Source organism: Ornithinimicrobium carbonis, from assembly GCF_050703245.1.
In the GTDB taxonomy this organism is placed as follows: Bacteria; Actinomycetota; Actinomycetes; order Actinomycetales; family Dermatophilaceae; genus Ornithinicoccus.
In genome coordinates this window covers 331,073-348,188 of sequence record NZ_CP192647.1, presented here as the reverse complement: position 1 = coordinate 348,188, position 17,116 = coordinate 331,073, and the positions used below count along the sequence as shown (strand labels likewise).

15 protein-coding genes and 2 pseudogenes are annotated in these 17,116 nt (G+C 75.0%); 8 read left to right on the top strand and 9 right to left on the bottom strand.

Features of this window, described 5'->3' with window-relative positions; genetic code table 11:
• The first annotated feature begins 14 nt into the window (after window positions 1–14).
• The 7 genes and pseudogenes from ACQ95T_RS01770 to ACQ95T_RS01740 all read left to right on the top strand — a co-directional run bounded on the left by ACQ95T_RS01770 (window position 15) and on the right by ACQ95T_RS01740 (window position 5,273).
• The gene (locus tag ACQ95T_RS01770; protein WP_431473449.1) at window positions 15–386 is read left to right on the top strand and encodes a hypothetical protein; all 372 of its coding nucleotides are present in this window, start codon (window positions 15–17) and stop codon (window positions 384–386) included.
• Window positions 274–1,359 (top strand): DUF2254 domain-containing protein, encoded by a 1,086-nt coding sequence (locus tag ACQ95T_RS01765; protein ID WP_431473448.1) that lies wholly within the window; start codon window positions 274–276, stop codon window positions 1,357–1,359. Before ACQ95T_RS01770 ends, ACQ95T_RS01765 begins: the two co-directional genes overlap by 113 nt.
• 314 nt (window positions 1,360–1,673) lie before the next feature.
• A pseudogene (locus ACQ95T_RS01760) lies at window positions 1,674–1,727 on the top strand (hypothetical protein); the annotation flags it as partial.
• A 59-nt stretch (window positions 1,728–1,786) separates the two neighbouring features.
• Window positions 1,787–2,257 carry a hypothetical protein gene (locus tag ACQ95T_RS01755; protein WP_431473447.1) on the top strand — a complete coding sequence of 157 codons (471 nt, stop codon included), beginning with the start codon at window positions 1,787–1,789 and terminating at the stop codon, window positions 2,255–2,257.
• Window positions 2,254–2,784 carry a VOC family protein gene (locus ACQ95T_RS01750; RefSeq protein ID WP_425943085.1) on the top strand — a complete coding sequence of 177 codons (531 nt, stop codon included), beginning with the start codon at window positions 2,254–2,256 and terminating at the stop codon, window positions 2,782–2,784. The genes ACQ95T_RS01755 and ACQ95T_RS01750 overlap by 4 nt, the downstream gene beginning before the upstream one ends.
• A gap of 86 nt (window positions 2,785–2,870) precedes the next feature.
• Window positions 2,871–3,929, top strand: a complete 1,059-nt coding sequence (locus ACQ95T_RS01745; RefSeq protein ID WP_431473446.1) for a glycosyltransferase — start codon at window positions 2,871–2,873, stop codon at window positions 3,927–3,929.
• A 63-nt stretch (window positions 3,930–3,992) separates the two neighbouring features.
• Window positions 3,993–5,273, top strand: coding sequence for a PQQ-dependent sugar dehydrogenase (locus tag ACQ95T_RS01740; RefSeq protein WP_425943083.1), 1,281 nt, complete (start codon window positions 3,993–3,995; stop codon window positions 5,271–5,273).
• A gap of 71 nt (window positions 5,274–5,344) precedes the next feature.
• Here ACQ95T_RS01740 and ACQ95T_RS01735 read toward each other — a convergent pair whose 3' ends face one another.
• On the bottom strand, window positions 5,345–8,482 hold the full coding sequence (locus ACQ95T_RS01735; RefSeq protein WP_431473445.1) for a glycosyltransferase: 3,138 nt from the start codon (window positions 8,480–8,482) through the stop codon (window positions 5,345–5,347).
• Between the two features lie 63 nt (window positions 8,483–8,545).
• Here ACQ95T_RS01735 and deoD point away from each other — a divergent pair, with 63 nt between their 5' ends.
• Window positions 8,546–9,268 carry a purine-nucleoside phosphorylase gene (gene deoD, locus ACQ95T_RS01730; RefSeq protein ID WP_425943081.1) on the top strand — a complete coding sequence of 241 codons (723 nt, stop codon included), beginning with the start codon at window positions 8,546–8,548 and terminating at the stop codon, window positions 9,266–9,268.
• Window positions 9,269–10,015: 747 nt separating this feature from the next.
• Here the strand turns inward: deoD and ACQ95T_RS01725 are convergent.
• The 8 genes and pseudogenes from ACQ95T_RS01725 to ACQ95T_RS01690 form a co-directional block, all read right to left on the bottom strand.
• Window positions 10,016–10,222: pseudogene (locus ACQ95T_RS01725) on the bottom strand (alpha/beta fold hydrolase); the annotation flags it as partial.
• 210 nt (window positions 10,223–10,432) lie between these two features.
• Window positions 10,433–10,720 (bottom strand): ASCH domain-containing protein, encoded by a 288-nt coding sequence (locus ACQ95T_RS01720; RefSeq protein ID WP_431473444.1) that lies wholly within the window; start codon window positions 10,718–10,720, stop codon window positions 10,433–10,435.
• A 252-nt stretch (window positions 10,721–10,972) separates the two neighbouring features.
• A complete protein-coding gene (locus ACQ95T_RS01715; RefSeq protein ID WP_425943079.1) occupies window positions 10,973–12,715 on the bottom strand; it encodes a substrate-binding domain-containing protein in 1,743 nt (580 codons plus the stop codon).
• Between the two features lie 192 nt (window positions 12,716–12,907).
• Window positions 12,908–13,741, bottom strand: coding sequence for an NUDIX hydrolase (locus ACQ95T_RS01710; protein ID WP_431473443.1), 834 nt, complete (start codon window positions 13,739–13,741; stop codon window positions 12,908–12,910).
• Between the two features lie 52 nt (window positions 13,742–13,793).
• Window positions 13,794–14,030, bottom strand: coding sequence for a hypothetical protein (locus tag ACQ95T_RS01705; RefSeq protein ID WP_431473442.1), 237 nt, complete (start codon window positions 14,028–14,030; stop codon window positions 13,794–13,796).
• Window positions 14,005–15,498 (bottom strand): aldehyde dehydrogenase family protein, encoded by a 1,494-nt coding sequence (locus ACQ95T_RS01700; protein WP_431473441.1) that lies wholly within the window; start codon window positions 15,496–15,498, stop codon window positions 14,005–14,007. Before ACQ95T_RS01700 ends, ACQ95T_RS01705 begins: the two co-directional genes overlap by 26 nt.
• A 4-nt stretch (window positions 15,499–15,502) precedes the next feature.
• A complete protein-coding gene (locus ACQ95T_RS01695) occupies window positions 15,503–16,180 on the bottom strand; it encodes a hypothetical protein (protein WP_425943076.1) in 678 nt (225 codons plus the stop codon).
• Window positions 16,177–17,115 (bottom strand): MSMEG_6728 family protein, encoded by a 939-nt coding sequence (locus tag ACQ95T_RS01690; RefSeq protein ID WP_431473440.1) that lies wholly within the window; start codon window positions 17,113–17,115, stop codon window positions 16,177–16,179. The genes ACQ95T_RS01695 and ACQ95T_RS01690 overlap by 4 nt, the downstream gene beginning before the upstream one ends.
• Between the last annotated feature and the right edge of the window lies 1 nt (window position 17,116).

The following is a 17,116-nucleotide window of genomic DNA, read 5'->3' as shown; positions in this document are numbered from 1 at the left end:
GCGAGGATGGGTCCGTGAGCGACGAACACGAGGCGGCCGGACGTACCGGGGCACCCAGCACGAAGAACAGCGACGACGAGGATCTCGGCTCGCTGCCGCACACCCGGTCGATCAGCCGGTGGGACCGGATCTGGAGCCCGTTCTGGGTCCTGCCCACCGTCATCATCGTCCTCGCCACCCTGGGGGGGATCTTCATGCCCGAGCTGGACCAGACCCTGGACGAGCAGCTGCCCTACTTCTTCCCAGGGGGCCCCAGCGGTGCCCGCAGCATGCATGCTCGGCAGCATCGCCGGCGCGATGATCTCGGTGACCGGCCTGGTGTTCTCGATCACGATGGTCGTCATCCAGCTGGCCAGCAGCCAGTACAGCCCCCGCGTGATGGGTGACTTTCTCTCCAGCCGCATCACCCAGCTCACCCTGGGCATCTTCGCCGCCAGCTTCACCTACGCCCTCACCGTGCTGCGGTCCGTGCAGGGCGAGTCCGGCGAGACCGGCCAGTTCGTCCCCCAGGTGTCGGTGACGCTCGGGTTCCTCCTCGTGCTCGCGAGCGTGGGGATGTTCCTGGCCTTCATCCACCACATCACCAACTCCATCCAGGTCTCCTCGATCGTGTCCCACCTGGGTGACGACACGGTCGACGTCGTCGGCCGCTACCTGCCCGAGCCGGACGCCCCGGGGTCCCGCCTGGGGACCAACAGCTGGGAGCCGGGGGCGGGGACGATCGCCCAGACCCTGCTCGCGGTGGAGCACGGGTCGGTCGTGGAGGTGGACCACCGCGGGCTGGTGTCGTGGGCCGACGAGCACGACGTGGTGGTGGAGGTGCTGCCGCAGGTGGGCGACTTCATCCCCGAGGGGACCCCGGCGGTGCAGATCTGGCACCCCGTCTCGACCGGGCAGGTGGACGACGAGCACCTCAAGAAGCTCCGTCCGTTCGTGGTCGTGGAGAAGGACCGCCTGTCCAACCAGGATCCCGCGTTCGGGATCCGCAAGCTCGTCGACATCGGCGAGCGGGCGCTCTCCCCGGGCACCAACGACCCCACGACGGCCGTCCAGGTGCTCGACGAGCTGCACCGCATCCTGCGCCTCGTGGTGGTCCGCGCCGAGCTGCCGGCGCTGGTCACCCGTGAGGGCCGCGTCCGTCTCGTGCACCGTCCGCAACGGGTCGCCCAGCTGGTCGACCTGGCCGTCGCGGAGCCGTTGCACTACGGCAAGGACTCGCTGCAGGTGCCCCGCCGGATCGTGTCGATGCTGGAGGACCTGCTCACGGTCGCCCTCCCCGAGCACCGGGCCTGCCTGCAGGAGTGGCTGGTGACCGCCCGCGAGCACGTCGGCGCCGTCGGTGAGGGGGGCGGGCAGTGAGCGGGGCGCTGGAGGGGCTGGAGCTGCCGCCCGTCACCCTCGCGGGGGTCGTCCTGGGTCTGGCCGTGCTCCTCGTCGGGCTCCTGCTGGGCCAGGTGGTCCGTGTGCTCGTCACCCGCACGCTCTCCTGGCGGGGGCGCAGCGACAGCTCCGCACGCGTCTTCGGCCGGCTCGTCTCCTGGCTGCTCACCGCCCTCGCCGTCGGTGCGGCCGTGACCGTCACCTTCCCCAGCATCCGACCGGTCAACCTGCTCGGCGGCATCGGCGTGGTCTCGATCGCCGCCGGCATCGCCTTCCAGACGGTGCTGGGCAACATGTTCGCCGGGATCGTCATCCTCACCCGCGACCGGTTCCGGGTCGGCGACCAGATCTCCGTGGGCGAGCACCGCGGGACCGTGGTGCAGATGGGGCTGACCAGCACACCTCGGTGCGCACCTTCGACGGGCGCCTGCTGCTCGTGCCCAACGGCACCCTGCACTCCGAGGTGGTCACCGTGCAGACCGGCTTCGAGCACGTGCGCAGCTCGGTGCTGGTCGACGTCGCCGACACCACCGACCTCGACCGGGCCGCCCGCGTCGCCGTGGAGGCGATGCGGTCGCTGCCCCAGGTGCTCGACGAGCCCGGCCCCGAGGCCTTCCTCACCTCGATCGGCACCGCGACCGTCCAGCTCGAGCTGCGGTTCTGGTCCGGTGCCCGTCAGCTGGAGACCAAGGAGGCCACCCACGCGGTGGTCACGGCCGTGCTGGCGGCGTTCACCGAGCACGAGGTGGAGGCCGGCTCGGACGTCTACACCGTCGACGCCGGGCCCCGGTTGGCCCGGTTGCTGGGCGGTGGGGACGCGGGTGCGGGCACGGCGGGTGCGGCCGCCCCGTCCCTGCGGCAGACTGGGGACCCATGAGCACCCCGCACGACACGAGGACCGAGATCGAGGAGGCCCGCGACGACGGGCGTGCCGCGACCGACGAGCGTGCCGCGGAGCAACCCTCCCCCGACGAGGGTGCTGCCGAGGGCGCTGCCGAGGGTGTTGACGAGGGTGCTGACGAGGAGACCGAGGAGGGACCCCGGACCGAGGGCCACCGGCGGACCGCCCTGGCGATCACCATGGTCACCGTGGACTGCGAGGACCCCGGCGAGCTGGCGGCCTTCTGGCAGCGCGCGCTCGGCACGGAGGCGGCCCACGAGAGCGACGACTTCGTGATGCTGGCCGGATCACCGCGCCTGGCCTTCCAGCGGGTGGAGCAGCCCAGCGCGGGCAAGAACCGGCTCCACCTGGACCTGACCGGCACGGACCGCACCACCGAGGTGGCCCGGCTCGTGGAGCTGGGGGCCGAGGTCGTGCGCAACCACGACGTGGACGGGTTCAGCTGGACGGTGCTGCGGGACCCGGCCGGCAACGAGTTCTGCGTCGCCGACGCCGAGGACTGAGCCGCCTTCCGTGCGCATCGCCCTCCTGGCGGCGGGCAGCCGCGGCGACTACCAACCCGTCCTGGCGGTGGGCCCGGGGCCACCAGGTGGGCGTCACCGCCACCCGGGAGTTCGTCGGTCTGGTGGAGGCCGCCGGGCTCGCCCCGGAGCCGGTGGACGTGGACGCCATGGCCTACTACCGCGACCAGCTGGCCGTCCACGCGATGCCGACCGACCTCGGCGGGCAGCTGCGGATGCTGCGTGGCCTGGCCGAGCTGCTGGCCCCCTCCGTCCGGCGCCGGCTGGAGGACATGCGGCCCCGCTACGACGGCCTGGTCCTGACCGCCATGACCGCGGGTTGGCCGGCGCTGGCCGGGTGGCCGCGGGCCCCGCGGGTGCTCATGATGTTCGTGCCGGCCCTGCCGACCACGTGGGGGGACAGCAGCATGTTCTCCGTCGTGCCGGGGCGGTCGTGGCGCAACCTGGCGGCCGCCGTCCGGATCCTGCCCACCGCCGTGCGGCTGGTCGCCCCCGACCCCCGCGCCGCGCTGAGCATGGGGACCGCCCCGGCGTTCGTGGCGCACAGCCCCCGGCTCGTCACGCCGCGCCGGGTGGCGGGACGGCAGGTGCGGGCCGTCGGCTACCCGTTCCGCGAGCTGCCCGACGGCGCCTCCCTGGACCCCGGCCTCGCCGCCTGGCTCGACGCGGGTCCGGCACCGGTCTACGTCGGCCTGGGGTCGCACACGCTCCCCTCCGTGCGTGCCGTGCTCTCCGACGCGGTCGCGGCAGCGTCCGACCTGGGTCTGCGCGTGGTGCTCCAGGGCGGGTCGGGCCTGGAGGAGGGACTCGGTCCGGACGTCCGTGTCGTCGAGGACGTGCCGCACGAGCTGCTCTTCCCCCGCACCGCCACGGTGGTCCACCACGGAGGTGCCGGCACGACGGCCCAGGCGCTGCGCTCGGGGCGGCCGCAGGTCGTGGTGCCCTTCACCATGGACCAGCCCTTCTTCGCCGCCGGGTCCACGAGATCGGCGTCGGACCGCCACCCGTGCCCGCGTCGTCGGCCACGCGCACGGCGTTCCGCGAGGCCCTGGCGGGGGCGGGCCGGCGCCCGGTCCTCGAGCGTGCCGCCGCCGAGGCCGCGGCCGTGGCCGTGGAGGACGGGGTGAGCGGGGCGGTCGCCCGGATCGAGGCCGCCCTGGGAGCGGGCCGCTCCCGGTAGCGTGGTGGTCGTGACCCGCCCGTCCGTCACCGCCGCCCTGGTCCTGCTCGCCGCCCTGGGCGCTGCCGGCTGCTCACCGACGGAGACGCCCGGGCCGGGCTCCGGGGACGCTGCCACCGACGCCCCCGCGAGCGGGGAGGCTGGGGACCAGCCGGACGACACCGCGGCAGGCACGACCGGCTCCGGCGCGACGACCGAGGCCGCCGGCAGCTCGACCGACGACGGGGCCACCTCGGACGACGACAGCGCCGCGGGTGCCCCGTCCGCACCTCCCGAGCTCGACGTCGAGGTGGTCCTCGACGGGCTCGACATCCCGTGGGACGTGGCCCTGCGCCCGGACGGCACGGTGCTGGTCACCGAGCGCGGCGGCCGGCTCCTGGCCCACCGGGACGGGCGCACCCAGGAGATCGGCACCGACCTGGAGCACCTGTTCGTGTCGGGGGAGGCCGGGCTCATGGGGATGGCCCTCGACGGGGACACGCTCTACCTGTGCCACGCCTGGGCACCACCCGACGCCCCGCCGGACGTGCGGGTCACCGCGCACACGCTCGCCGACGACCTGACGACGGCGACCCTGGAGGAGGTGGTCGTGGACGGCATACCCCTGACCTCCGGGCGCCACAGCGGGTGCCGGCTGCTCCTGCAGGACGACGGCACCCTCCTCGTCGGGACCGGTGACGCCGCGGACGAGGCCAACCCGCAGGACCTGGACTCCCTGGGCGGCAAGGTGCTGCACGTGCGGTCCGACGGCGGTGCGGCCGACCCCGGGTCCGCGCCGCCCGGCGCCGACCCGCGGATCCTCACCTACGGCCACCGCAACGTCCAGGGCCTGGCGCAGCAGCCGGGCACCGGGGAGGTCTTCTCGGTCGAGCACGGGCCGGACGTCGACGACGAGGTCAACCTGCTGCAGGCGGGGGCCAACTACGGGTGGGCGCCGGGACCGGGGTACGACGAGGGGGTGCCGATGACCGACCTGGAGCGCTTCCCGGACGCGGTGGAGGCGGTCTGGTCCAGCGGGGACCCCACGCACGCCACCAGCGGCGCGGCCTTCCTCGAGGGCGACGCCTGGGGTGCCTGGGAGGGCGCGCTGGCCGTCGCCGAGCTCAAGGGCTCGGGGATGACGGTGCTGACCCTGGACGGGCAGGACGTCGTGGACGAGGCCCGGGTGCCCGGGCTCGAGGGCACCTACGGCCGGCTGCGGACGGCGGTCCTGGACGAGGAGGGCGCCCTGTGGGTGACCACGTCCAACGGCGGCGACGACGCGGTCCTGCGGGTCACGCCCCGCGGCTGAGCCCGTGCCCGGCCGTCATGCGGGTCACTCCCCGCGGCTGAGCCCGTGCCCGGCCGACCGGACGCACCTGGTCACCAGCTCCCGTCGCACCGGTCGAGCACCTGCTCGAGCCGCTCCACCTGCCGACGGACCTGACGCTCGTACACCTCGGCCCGGGGATGGCCGCGCAGCCGGGCCCGACGCTCCGGGTAGCGCCCGACGAGCTGGGCGTGGACCAGCGCCAGCTCCTCAGCACCGCTGAAGCACCCGTCGCGCCGTGGGGCGCCCAGGACGTCCGCCACCCGGTCGAGCACGGTGGCAGGGTCGCCGCAGAACAGGTGCAGCTTGGCGGCGTCGTGCATGACCGGCGCCTCCTGGGAGTGCTCCCAGTCCAGCAGCGTCAGACCGTCCGGGCGCGCGAGGACGTTGGAGGCGACCAGGTCCCCGTGCGCCCACGAGACCCGCAGGGTGTCCTCCCGGGCGAGCAGGTCGGCGACAGCGCCGACGACCCGGTCCGGGACGACCCCGGTGTCCACCGTGGCGGTCCACCGGTCGGCCAGCCCCGCACCCCACCGCTGGCGCACGGTGGTGCAGGTCGTCCCGTACCCGGCGTGCAGGCGGGCCAGCGCCGTCAGCAGCTCGGCCGCCCGGGCGTCCAGGGCCCGCGCCCCACCCAGCGGCCGTCCCTCCACGAGCTCCTCCACGAGGTAGCGCACACCCGAGTCCGTCTCCCCGTGCGCGACCAGCCGTGGAGCCAGGCCGGGCACGTGCCGGTCGACCACCTCGTGGGCCCCGACCGACCGGGTGATCCCGCACTGCCCCCGAGGACCTGCCGGCTGGGCCGCCAGGACCAGACCCGCCTGCGGGTATGCCGCCCGCAGCTTGGTCCCGTCCGCCAGGTCCAGCTTGGCGAGCACCACGACGTCGGCCGCGACGGCCACGTCCACCGCGCCCACGGCCGGGTCGTCGACGGTCCAGGCCCCCCGCAGGGGCGCGGGCACCATCGCGGCGACCCGGGGGTCCAGGTCGCAGGTGCGCGCGACCCGGTCGCGCAGCAGCAGCCGGCGCGGCGTCCCGCGGTGGGGCAGCGCCGGGTCGCGGCGCTCGATCTCGGCGACCAGGTCGAGCGCGGCGACGAGCCGCGGGGAGGGCGCCGCCGCACCCCCCCCGACGTCCGGGTCACCCGCCGCACCCACCGGCCCCGTCGTCCCCGTCGTGCCCGTCGTGCCCGTCGTGTCCACGACCGGCGCAGACACCCCCCGGGCCGCCAGCACGTCCGCGAGCAGGGGCAGCCCCCATCCGTCGACGGCCCACGCCGCCTGCTCGGCCACGGTGCGCGCGACCCAGACCGGACCGTGCCCCGAGAGCGCGCGCGCTGCCGCCCCGGCCTGCTCGAGGTCGCGCACGCGTTCGGCCAGCGACGGCGGCACTGCGGCCACGACGACCTCCTCCGCCCGCAGCCGGGGCAGCGGCAGCGCGGGCGGTCCGAGCAGCGCGGGGTCCAGGACGAGCAGGATGCCGGCGGCGACCTCGTCGGCGTCGGTGAGCAGCTCGACCTCCCCCCGGGCCGCGCCACCGAGGAGCTCCGCGTCGTAGGGCGCGGGCTCGGTCCCGGCCCGGGTGAGGTCCTCGCGCACGAGGACGGCCGGGATCGCGGCACCGACGGCCGGCGGCTCCAGCCGCAGCCCGAGCGGGGCGGGGACGGGGCGGGCTGCGTCGGCGAGGAGGACGAGCGGGAGCGCGCAGGGTTCCGGGTCCCGGTCGACCCGGAACCGGCGGGGCACGGCGTAGGGCCGGGAACCCTCGCGCCGGAGGGGCAGCGACGCCTCCCCCTCCCGGACGCGCCGTTGCCAGTCGCGGAAGGCGTTGCGGAAGAGCACGCGGTCCGGGTGGTGCCACCCCCACGCGAAGTCGGCCCGCGAGAGCGACCCCGCCGCCAGGCGGGTGACCGCCAGCGGGGCCACGACGTCCTGGACGGGTCCCACCAGGCGCAGCCGCTCGGCGAACTCGGAGTCGGCCCCCTTGCGGAGGGTGTCGAAGGGGCCCACGCGGTCGAACACCTCGCGGCGGACGAGGAGGGAGCTGGCGTTCATCCGTTCGGGCCGGTAGCCGAACCACTGCCGGGTCAGGTCGGGCCGGGCGCGGACGGCGGCCGAGCGGCTGGCCACCGCCTCCGGGTGGTCCGCCAACGCCGCCACCTGCAGGGCGAGCCGTTCCGGGTGCGACCAGTCGTCGGCGTCCTGGGTGGTGACCAGTGCCCCACGTGCCTGCGACACCGCCCGGTTGCGTGCCACGTAGGCACCCCCGTTGACCTCCTGCCGCAGGACGCGGACCCGGTCGTCGAGCGCGGCGCAGGCCGCGAACACCTCGGCGTGGTCCGGCCCGGAGGCGTCGTCGATGAGGAGCACCTCGAGGTTGCCGTGGGATTGCGCGAGCACCGACCGCACGGAGGCGACCAGCCCGGCGTCCGGCCGGAACGCGGGCACGACGACCGTGACGAGCGGACCGTCCACCACCGAGCGCCCGGGCTCCAGGTGCAGCCCGTCGAAGAGGCAGGCACCGGTCGGGTCGACCTCGGGCCCCTGGAGGTCGCGTGCCCGGAACCGCGAACCGAACGCCTCCACCCAGGCCCGGTGGGCCTCGGCGTCGACCTGGCCGGGCACCACGGCGTCGACCTGGCCGGGTACCACGGGGTCGACCTCACCGGGCACCGCAGGGTCGACCTGACCGCGAGCCGGCGCGTAGGGGTTGAGCAGGTCGGCCCGCAGCCCCTCGGCCACGTCCGCGGTCAGTCCCTCCAGGAGTTCGAGCCCCTCGCGCACGAGCCCGGTGCGGCCGGCGAGGTAGGCGGCCTGCAGGTAGTACCGCTGCTCCACCCCCCTCAGCCCCGTCGGGCCGTGCCGGTCCACCACCTGCCGGAACGCCTCCACGGCCGCGGCGAGAAGGTCTGCCTCCCCCGTCGCGGCCCACGCGGTGGCCAGTGCGACGGTGAACGGCAGGGTCCGTCCCGGCACCGTTGCCGACGTGGGCAGCGGCTCGCCGGCGAGCAGCGCCGGCACCAGCGCTCCGGCCGGACGCCCGACCCCGGCCGCGAGCGCCAGGGCCTCGACGCCGGCGGGGTGCCTTCCCCGCAGCGCCACCGCGAGCAGGCGTGCGGCCCGGTCGCGGGGCGGGCCGTCGTCGTCGCCGCCCAGCAGCAGGTGCGCGGACAGACCGGTCCCCACCTCCACCCGTGCCCACCTCCTCGCGTGCCGACGTCGCCGGTCAGCCTAGTGCCGCATACCCTGGGTCCCGTGAGCACGCACATCGCCGCCCAGCCCGGTCAGATCGCCCCCCGCATCCTGCTGCCGGGGGACCCCCTGCGCGCCCGGTGGATCGCCGAGACCTTCCTCGACGACGCCGAGTGCTACTCCGAGGTGCGGGGGATGCTCGGTTTCACCGGCACCTTCCGCGGGGAGCGGGTCTCGGTGCAGGGGACGGGTATGGGGCAGCCGTCCGCCTCGATCTACGTCAACGAGCTCATCGACGAGTACGACGTGCAGCAGCTGGTGCGGGTGGGGTCCTGCGGGGCCCTGACCGAGCGGCTGCAGGTGCGCGACGTGGTGCTGGCGATGGCCGCGGCGACCGACAGCTCGATGAACACGCTGCGCTTCCAGGGCTACCACTACCCCGCGACGGCGGACTTCGCGCTGCTGCGGGCCGCGGTCGAGGCGGCCGAGACCCACGGGGCGCGACACCTCGTGGGCACGGTGTTCAGCTCGGACAGCTTCTACCACTCCCGCCCGGAGCTGACCGCGAAGGTCGTGGAGTACGGCGTCGCGGCGGTGGAGATGGAGGCGGCCGAGATCTACACGCTCGCAGCCAGGGCCCGGCGGCAGGCGCTGACGGTGTGCACGGTCTCCGACCACATCGTCACGGGTGAGGAGACGAGCGCGTCGGAGCGCGAGCAGACCTTCGGCGACATGGTCACCATCGCCCTCGAGGCGATGCTGGCCACCCCGCTGCCCCAGGCCTGAGCCGCACCCCTCCCCCGCGAGGCGGGGGGCGTTCCCCCTCCCCAGGCCAGGAACCCGCGCACGTCCGCGGCGAACCGTGCCGGGCGCTCCAGGTGCGGCGCGTGCCCGCACCCCTCGTAGACGACCTCGGTGAACGGGCCGGCCGCCTCGAGCACCGCCCGCACCTGGGACACCATCGGCTGGGTGGGGCAGACCTCCTCGCCGGGGTACCCGGGGACGGCGCCGAGCCGGCCCAGCTGCGCGAGGTCGAACATCGAGGTGTCCGAGACGATCTGGTCCAGGTCGCCCCGGACCCACAGCACCGGCGGGGCGGGGTCCAGGCCGGTGAAGGCGCTCTGGTCGAGGTACTTCGGCGACAGGGCGTTGTTCATCCCGGTGGTGCCCGGGGCCACGCCGGGCCAGTTCGAGGACGTGGTGAGGTCGCCGGGGTAGACGTCCTCCCCCACGGAGGTCTTCAGCATCCCGTCCAGGTAGCGCTGCTCGACGTCGGGGTCGAAACGTGAACCCCGGTGCGACGTAGAACTGGCGCAGGGTGGTCAGCGGGCTGGTCGGATCCTCGCCGCGGTCGCCGGCCCCGAGCGCCTGGCAGAACGCCGGGTTGGCTGTGCCACCCCCGGACCCCGCGAAGTCGTCGGCCACCGGACGTCCGTCCAGGCCGGTGGAGCCGCCGAAGCCGTAGGGGCTCCCGGTCGCCTCGAGGACCAGCCGGCGCACGCGGTGCGGGTGGTCGATCGCCAGCTGGAGGACGGCGTTCCCGCCCGCCGACCACCCCAGGGCGTCGACGGGCCCGTCGACGCCGAGGGCGTGGAGCAGGGCGGCCAGGTCGTCGGCGAGGTCGCGCACCCCCCGGGTGGCGTCGATGGGGAGCCGCTCGGAGTCGCCGTACCCACGCAGGTCGGGCGCCACCACGTGGTGGTCGGCGGAGAGGTCCTCCATCAGCTCGTCGAAGAACACCGACGAGCTGACGTTGCCGTGGACGAGGAGCAGGACCGGACGCGCCGGGGTCTCCCGCCCGCCGGACGAAGGTGGACAGGCGGTCGGTCCGGACGGTGCTCGTCTCGATGGTCATGCCGCGCATCCTGCCAGCGCCCGACCACGCCTGTCAGGGGTGTGCAGCAGCAGCGCGGGTCGGCGCCGACCTGCGGGACGCAGGGGCAGGGGGGGTCAGGTCCCGGGGTCGGCGTGCTCGGGCGGCCACACCACGACGAACCGCTCGAGCACGATCTCCTGGTCCTGCGACCAGGACTCGCCGCGCGCCGCGCAGCTGCGCGTCCAGTAGCGCCGGTGCTCGCGCCGCCAGCTCTCCAGCGACAGGTCACCCTCCCCCTCGTCCGCGGCGTAGGCCGGGTCGACACCGTCGAAGGTGCCGATCCGCAGCTCGGTGCTGCGGATGACGATGCGCGGCCTGCCCCGACCGTCGCAGGCGATCCAGTGGGAGCCGACCCGTGGCAACGGCTCGCCCTCGGCGAGGAAGTCGGCGACGAGCGCCGAGGCGCCCGTTTGCCGCCGGCCAGCACCAGGCCGAGCAGCTCGTCGGCCAGCTCCTCGGAGTCACCGAAGTGCTCGACCGTGTGGTCGGGGCAGGCGGCGACGACGTCCGGGTGGGTGGCGGCATACCCCTCCCAGAGCTCCGCCGCGGCGACGAGGTCCGGCGGGCCGGGAGGTGTGCGGTGCTGCCCCGTCACGGCGGTGCCTCTCCCCGCGTCAGGCGGCGCGGCGGGCGACGACGTCGACGAAGACCTGGGGCAGCTCGCGGGGGTCGGTGAGGACCAGGGACTCACCGCCGGCGGCCGTCGCCAGCCGCTCCAGCGCGTCGGCGTCGACGTCCGGACCGACGCCGATGAGGACGACGGTCACCTGCCGGTCCCCCTCCTCACGGGCCTGCTGGAGCAGGGCCACGACCTCGTCCTCCGACAGTCCGCCGGTCGAGTCGTCGTTGATGCCGTCGGTCAGCATGAGCACCGAGCTGATCGCGTCGTCGACGTCCTCGTCCTGCATGGCGCTGTACGCCGCCCAGAGCGAGTCGTGCAGGCCGGTGTCGCCCTGCAGCGTGTCCACCCCGAGCTCCTCGGTGACCCCGAGCAGCACCTCCTGCTGGGTGGCTCCGTCGCCGACCTCGTCGGACAGCGGGCGCAACGGGGCTGCCTCGACGTGGTCCTGGTCCCCGTCGAGCGAGGTCGCGAAGTACCAGACGCCCACGGCGGTCTGCTCGGGGATGACGGCCAGCGCCGTCTGGGCCGCCTGCCGGGTGAGGTCGATGCGGGTGAGGTCATCGTCGACGGGCGCCGCCATCGACCCGGAGATGTCGATGAGCGCCAGGATCCGCGACTGCGGGGCGATGACCGCCCACGTCCCGGCCACCGTGGCGGTAAGCTCCTCGTCCGGGACCTCGGCGGTCGTGCGCACCCGGTCCGGAACGCCGTCGACGCCGGGAGCCTCACCCTCCGTGCCCGGTCGCAGGTGCAGGGCGGCGAGGTCGTCGGCGGCGGTCTCGGAGGTCAGCTCCTCCTGCAGGGCCTCGACCGCCTCGGCGGACCCCTCCTGCCCGACCCGCACGACCGGCATCTGCACGGTGCCCAGGTCCCCGCCGAGCTGCACGCCCTGGAGCTGCTCGCCGTCGGCGACCGCAGCCCCGATCTGCTGCTCGGTGGCCGGGACGAGCGTGTCGGCGTCCGAGCGCAGGGCCGAGAGCGGGTCGCCCTGGACGGCGGTCTGGGCGAGCACGACGAGCAGGCTGCGACCCGGTCCTCCCGGCTCGTCGAGGGCACCCAGCTCGTCGGCGGTGGCCGACAGCAGCGCCATCGTCGCCGGGTCGTTGCGGGGGTCGCCCAGGCGCATGCTCAGCTGGGCGTCCCCGGTGGACGCCTGCTCCTGGTAGACCTGCGCCAGCTCGGCGAAGCTGCTGTCGGGGGTCAGCCCCAGGCTGCCCATGCCGCCGATCGTCTCCGGGGTGCCGGTGAGCAGCACCGGGCTGCTGGCCACCGTCGGGCCGACCTGCAGCTCCACGCCCTCCTGCGCGGCCAGCTGGGCCCACGCCACGGAGCTGGGCAGCCAGACGTCGGGCGCCTCGCCGGAACGGATCTCGGCCTGGGAGGTGGCGGTCTCGCGCTCCTGGACGTCGTAGCTGAAGCAGTCGTCGCCGGCCCGCTCGGCCGCCGCGGTCACGGCCGGCAGCAGCTCGGGGGCCGACCAGACGGTCACCGGGTCGCAGCTGGCCGGGGCGGCTGCGGGGGGCGCGCTGGTGGCCTCCCCGTCGTCGGGAGCAGCGGTGCCCGGGGCGTCCTCGGTCCGGGACGGCGCGTCGGCCGCCGGGTCGTCGGCACCGTCGTCGTCGCCGCCGAGCAGCCAGAAGGCACCCGCTCCCACGGCGGCGACGAGCAGGGCGAGCAGGATCCACAGAAGTCCCCTGCGGTCGTTGTCCTCCGGCGGACGGCTGTGCTTGGCCACCAGCGAAAGGTAGCGCACGACCGCCTGGCGGACACCACGACGGTCCCCCGGGAGGCGGTGGCCGGCTGCCCACGGAAGGCGCCGCGGGCCGCCCACGGAGGGCACCGCGGGCCGCCCGTCGACGGCACCACACGCCGCCCCGGGAAGACACCGTGGGCCGCCCCGGAAGGCACCCCCGGACCGGCCCGCCGGTCAGTCCGGGAGCGTCCCGCGGGGGACGCCGTCCTCCAGGAACAGGGTGCCCGGGCTGCTCCGCATGAGGGCATCGTCGAGCGACCTCAGCAGGCGGGCGACGTACGGGGCGACGTGCTCGGCGGCCTCCTCGAGCGTGCACCAGTGGACGGACCGCAGCTCGGTCCGCTGCAGGACGGCCCGGTCGAGCAGGTCGGCGTGCACGCCCAGGTCGAAGACGAGCAGGAGGGCGTCGGTCCACTGCTTGTAGGGCGGGAGCCAGTCCACGGCGAGCAGGTCCCCGACGGGCAGCTCGACCCCCAGCTCCTCGCAGACCTCGCGCTCGAGGCTGGCCACCGGGGTCTCGTCGGGCTCGGCCACCCCGCCGACCAGGTCCCAGTCGCGCTTGTACGTGAGCTCGCACAGCAGCACGCGGCCCTGGTCGTCCCGGACCAGCCCCTGGACGATGAGCCGCTTGGTGGGCAGCGTCGCGTTGAGCATGCCCAGGAACCCGGCCGGGGTCCCGGGCGAGGGGTCCTCCCGCACCCGACCGAGCCGGAGGGCGTCGCCGGGCGGACCGTCGTCGGCGGCGAGCCGCCCGCGGGCGACCCCCTCCGGCCGGAGCCCGGCGCGCTGCAGCACGCGTCGCCTCCCGTGGTCGTCCGCCCCGACCTCGGCCTCCACCCGGTGGTGGCCGTCGGCGAACGACCGCTCGACCAGCTGGACCACGAGGTCGGTGGCGTCCGTCGGGTCGGCCGGAAGGTGGGTCAGGCCGACCAGCTCGACGACCCCGGGAGCGACGGTCCGGCGCCGGACCCGGCCGGGCAGCCCGGGCTCGACCGGCTCACCGCCCACGGCGCCCGGACCCTCGCGGGGAGCGGCGGCATACCCGTCCCGTGGTCCGTGCTCAGACGTGCCGCCGGCTCGTGATGACCCGGAACCGGTTGGCCACGAACGCCGCGTCCGCGTAGGCGGCGTTGGCCGCCGGGTTGGCCCCCGTCCCGTGCAGGTCGCTGAAGGCCGCCGTCTGGTTGACGAAGATCTGCCCCGTCAGGTTCTCCGACAGGGCGACCCCGGCCTCGACCGCGGCCTCCCGGGCGTCCTGGAGCACCTGCTCGTCAGTGGAGTAGACGGAGGCCGTCATGCCGCCGTGGGTGCGCACCGTCTCGGCGAACCGCCGCAGCGACTCCGGGGTGTCGGCTGTGCGGACGACGAAGGCGACCGGGCCGAAGCACTCCTGGGTGTAGGCCACCTCGTTGCCCGCGTCCGTGGTCACCAGCGCCGGGGTGCGCACGACGGCGTCGGGGTAGAGGGGGTGGGTGACGGGGCGGGAGTCGAGGAGGACGTCGCCGCCCAGACGCTCCGCCAGGGGCGGGGACGTCGGTCGCCCGGCCGCGGACGTCGTCGTTGACGGTGGCGCCGAGCACCTCCACGGCACGGGCGTCGTCGGCGGTGAACCGCTCGATGGCCCCGGCCAGCCTCCGACCGAACTCGTCGGCGTCCAGGTGGCCCTGGTCGGTGTCGACGCCGGTGGCGGGGACGTAGACGTTCTGCGGGGCGGTGCACATCTGCCCGGAGTAGAGGGAGAAGGAGAACGCCAGGTTGCCCAGCAGCCCCTTGAGGTCGTCGGTGGAGTCGACGACCACCGAGTTGAGGCCGGCCTTCTCGGTGTAGACGAGCTTGCCCGCCTTGGCCCCCTCGGTCTCCAGCCAGGCGCCGAACCCCGGGCCTCCGGTGTAGTCGATGATCTTCACGGCCGGGTGCAGGGCCAGGTCCTTGGCGAGGGTGCCGCCGTCGCCCTCGGGCGCCAGCTGGACCAGCGCGGGCTCGAAGCCCGCCTCCAGGAGAACCTCGCGGGCGGTGGCCACGGTGAGCGCCAGCGGCAGGACCGCCCGCGGGTGGGGCTTGACGACGACGGGGTTGCCGGTGGCCAGGCTGGCGAAGATGCCCGGGTAGGCGTTCCAGGTGGGGAAGGTGTTGCAGCCGATGACCAGCGCCACCCCCCGCGGCACGACGCGGTAGTCCTTCTGCATCCGGACCGGCTCGCCCTTGGCCGGCTTCTCCCAGACCACGGAGGCGGGGATGCGGGTCTGCTCCTCGAGGGCGGCCACGACCGCCTCCAGGGCCCGGTCCTGCGCGTGCGGACCACCGGCCTGGAAGCTCATGACGAACGGCTGGCCGCTGGTGTGCATGACGGCGTGGGCCATCTGGTGGGAGCTGGCGTTGATCCGGTCCACGATCTCGGTGCAGACGGCGGCGCGGACCTCGGCGCCGGCGTCCCGCCAGGCCGGCATCGCGGCGAGCGCCGCGTCCATCGCGGCGTCCACGTCCAGCTCGGGGTAGCGCACCCCGAGCGTGGGGCCGTAGGGGCTGACCTCGCTGCCCACCTCGCGGCCGGTCGAGGGCTGGTCCGCGAGCGCGGCGTAGCTGGTGTTCAGGCTGCGCTCGTGGGCGTCCTGGCCGTCCTGGGGGGCGGTCTCCCCGTAGACCCGGGGGCTGGGCGACTCGGGGTAGCGGCTGTAGTAGCTGCGCTCCCGGAGGGCCTGGGCGGCCTCCTCGAGGGTGGTCCGGTGCTTCTCCAGGAGCGGGTGCGTCGTCGCGGTGTCAGGCATGCCGTCAGCCTAACGACACGGGGCGGGGGTGGGCCCTCCCAGCCCGTCGCACCTCGTGCGCGGTGGCCCAGCCCACGAGCGTTCCGCCGACGAGGTTCGCCAGCAGGTCGCGGACGGTGTTGTCGTACCCCCCGACGTTCGTGGACTCCAGGGTCAGCGTCAGCACCCACTCGACGACCTCGTTCACCGCTCCGAACGCACCCGCACCGAGGACCACGACCCACCAGGCCACTGTCGCCCGGTGCTCGGGGACCGGGGCGAGGAGGCGGCCCATCGCCTCCCAGGTGGCCCGGCCGACCACGCCGAAGCCGACCGCGTGCTGCAGGTTGTCGTAGCGCACGACGTCCGGCACCAGCCACCACTGGTAGAGCGTGCCGGAGCCGACCGGGACCATCCCTCCGGCGAGGTGGCCGAGGCCGAAGACGACCAGCCCCCACACCGTCGGTGCGGACAGGCCCACGCGCCGGTGGAGGCGGGCCACGCCGGCGGCCCCCAGCACCAGGACGGTGAGGTAGACCGCCCAGTTGGCCTGGCCGGTCGCGATCCCGAGCGCGAGCAGCGCGGCGGTGCCGAAGAGACCGACGACGAAGGGGAGGGCCAGGTCAGCCGTCCGGCCGCGTGCCCCTGCCGGAACCGTGCCGGCCCGGCCCCCTCCCGCCCGGCGGGAGGGGCTTCCCGTCACCGCGGCCCCGCGTCGACGGGAACGAGCGCCGGGTCGAGCACCACGGAGAACAGCGCCCGGGGGTCCTGCAGCGTCGCCGGCGGCGGGCGGCGGGCGGAGGCCCGCGGCACGACGGCGCGCCAGCGGACCGGTCGGCGGTGCGGGAGCACCTCACGGGGGACGAAGACGTAGTCCCCGACGACCTCGCCGAGCAGCAGCCCGGTGCCGTCCTGCACGGGCAGGCCCACGGGGTCTCCCGGGCGGACCTCGTCCAGGAGCGCGGACAGCTGCCGGAGGTCCTTGGCGGGGCGGCGTCCCGAGCGCTCCCGGGCCAACGAGAGCAGCTCCCCAGGACCTAGACCGTCGGCGTCCACGTCGATGCCGGACCGCGTGCCCAGCCCCATGACGCCGGCGGCCAGGCAGACCCCGAGCTCGGTCTCCGAGGAGGGGCGGACCACCCAGACCCGGGTGCCCTGCGGCTCCGGCGGGGAGGGGAGGTCGTCCGCCCCGGGCCACACGTAGGGCAGGTCGTCCGGCTCGGGGCCGAAGCGCGCGGTGAGCAGCGGGCGGTAGTGGTCGGGGTCCTTGGCGAGCAGGTTGGAGCGGTGGGACCGGTGCAGCGCCTCGTCCCCCAGCCAGGAGGGCAGGAGCCCACCCGCAGCGAGCTGGTCCTGGCTGGTGCCGACGACCTCAGGGGCGAACTCGGCGATGAGCGGCGCCGTGCTGTCGGCGTGCCCCCGCCCGCGCCACTCCTGCACGGTCGCCAACCCGTAGGCCACCAGTGCGGGGATCCGGCCCTGCCACATCCGCACGACCGGGTGGTTGACCCAGCCGTAGTCGGTCAGCTCGAGGGCACGCAGCACCTGCAGCGTCTCGACGCGCTGCTTGCCCAGCCGGGCGTCGTCGAGGAGCCGGGCGCTGTCGTCGAAGCCCGGCACGGGTAGGAAGGTCTGCACC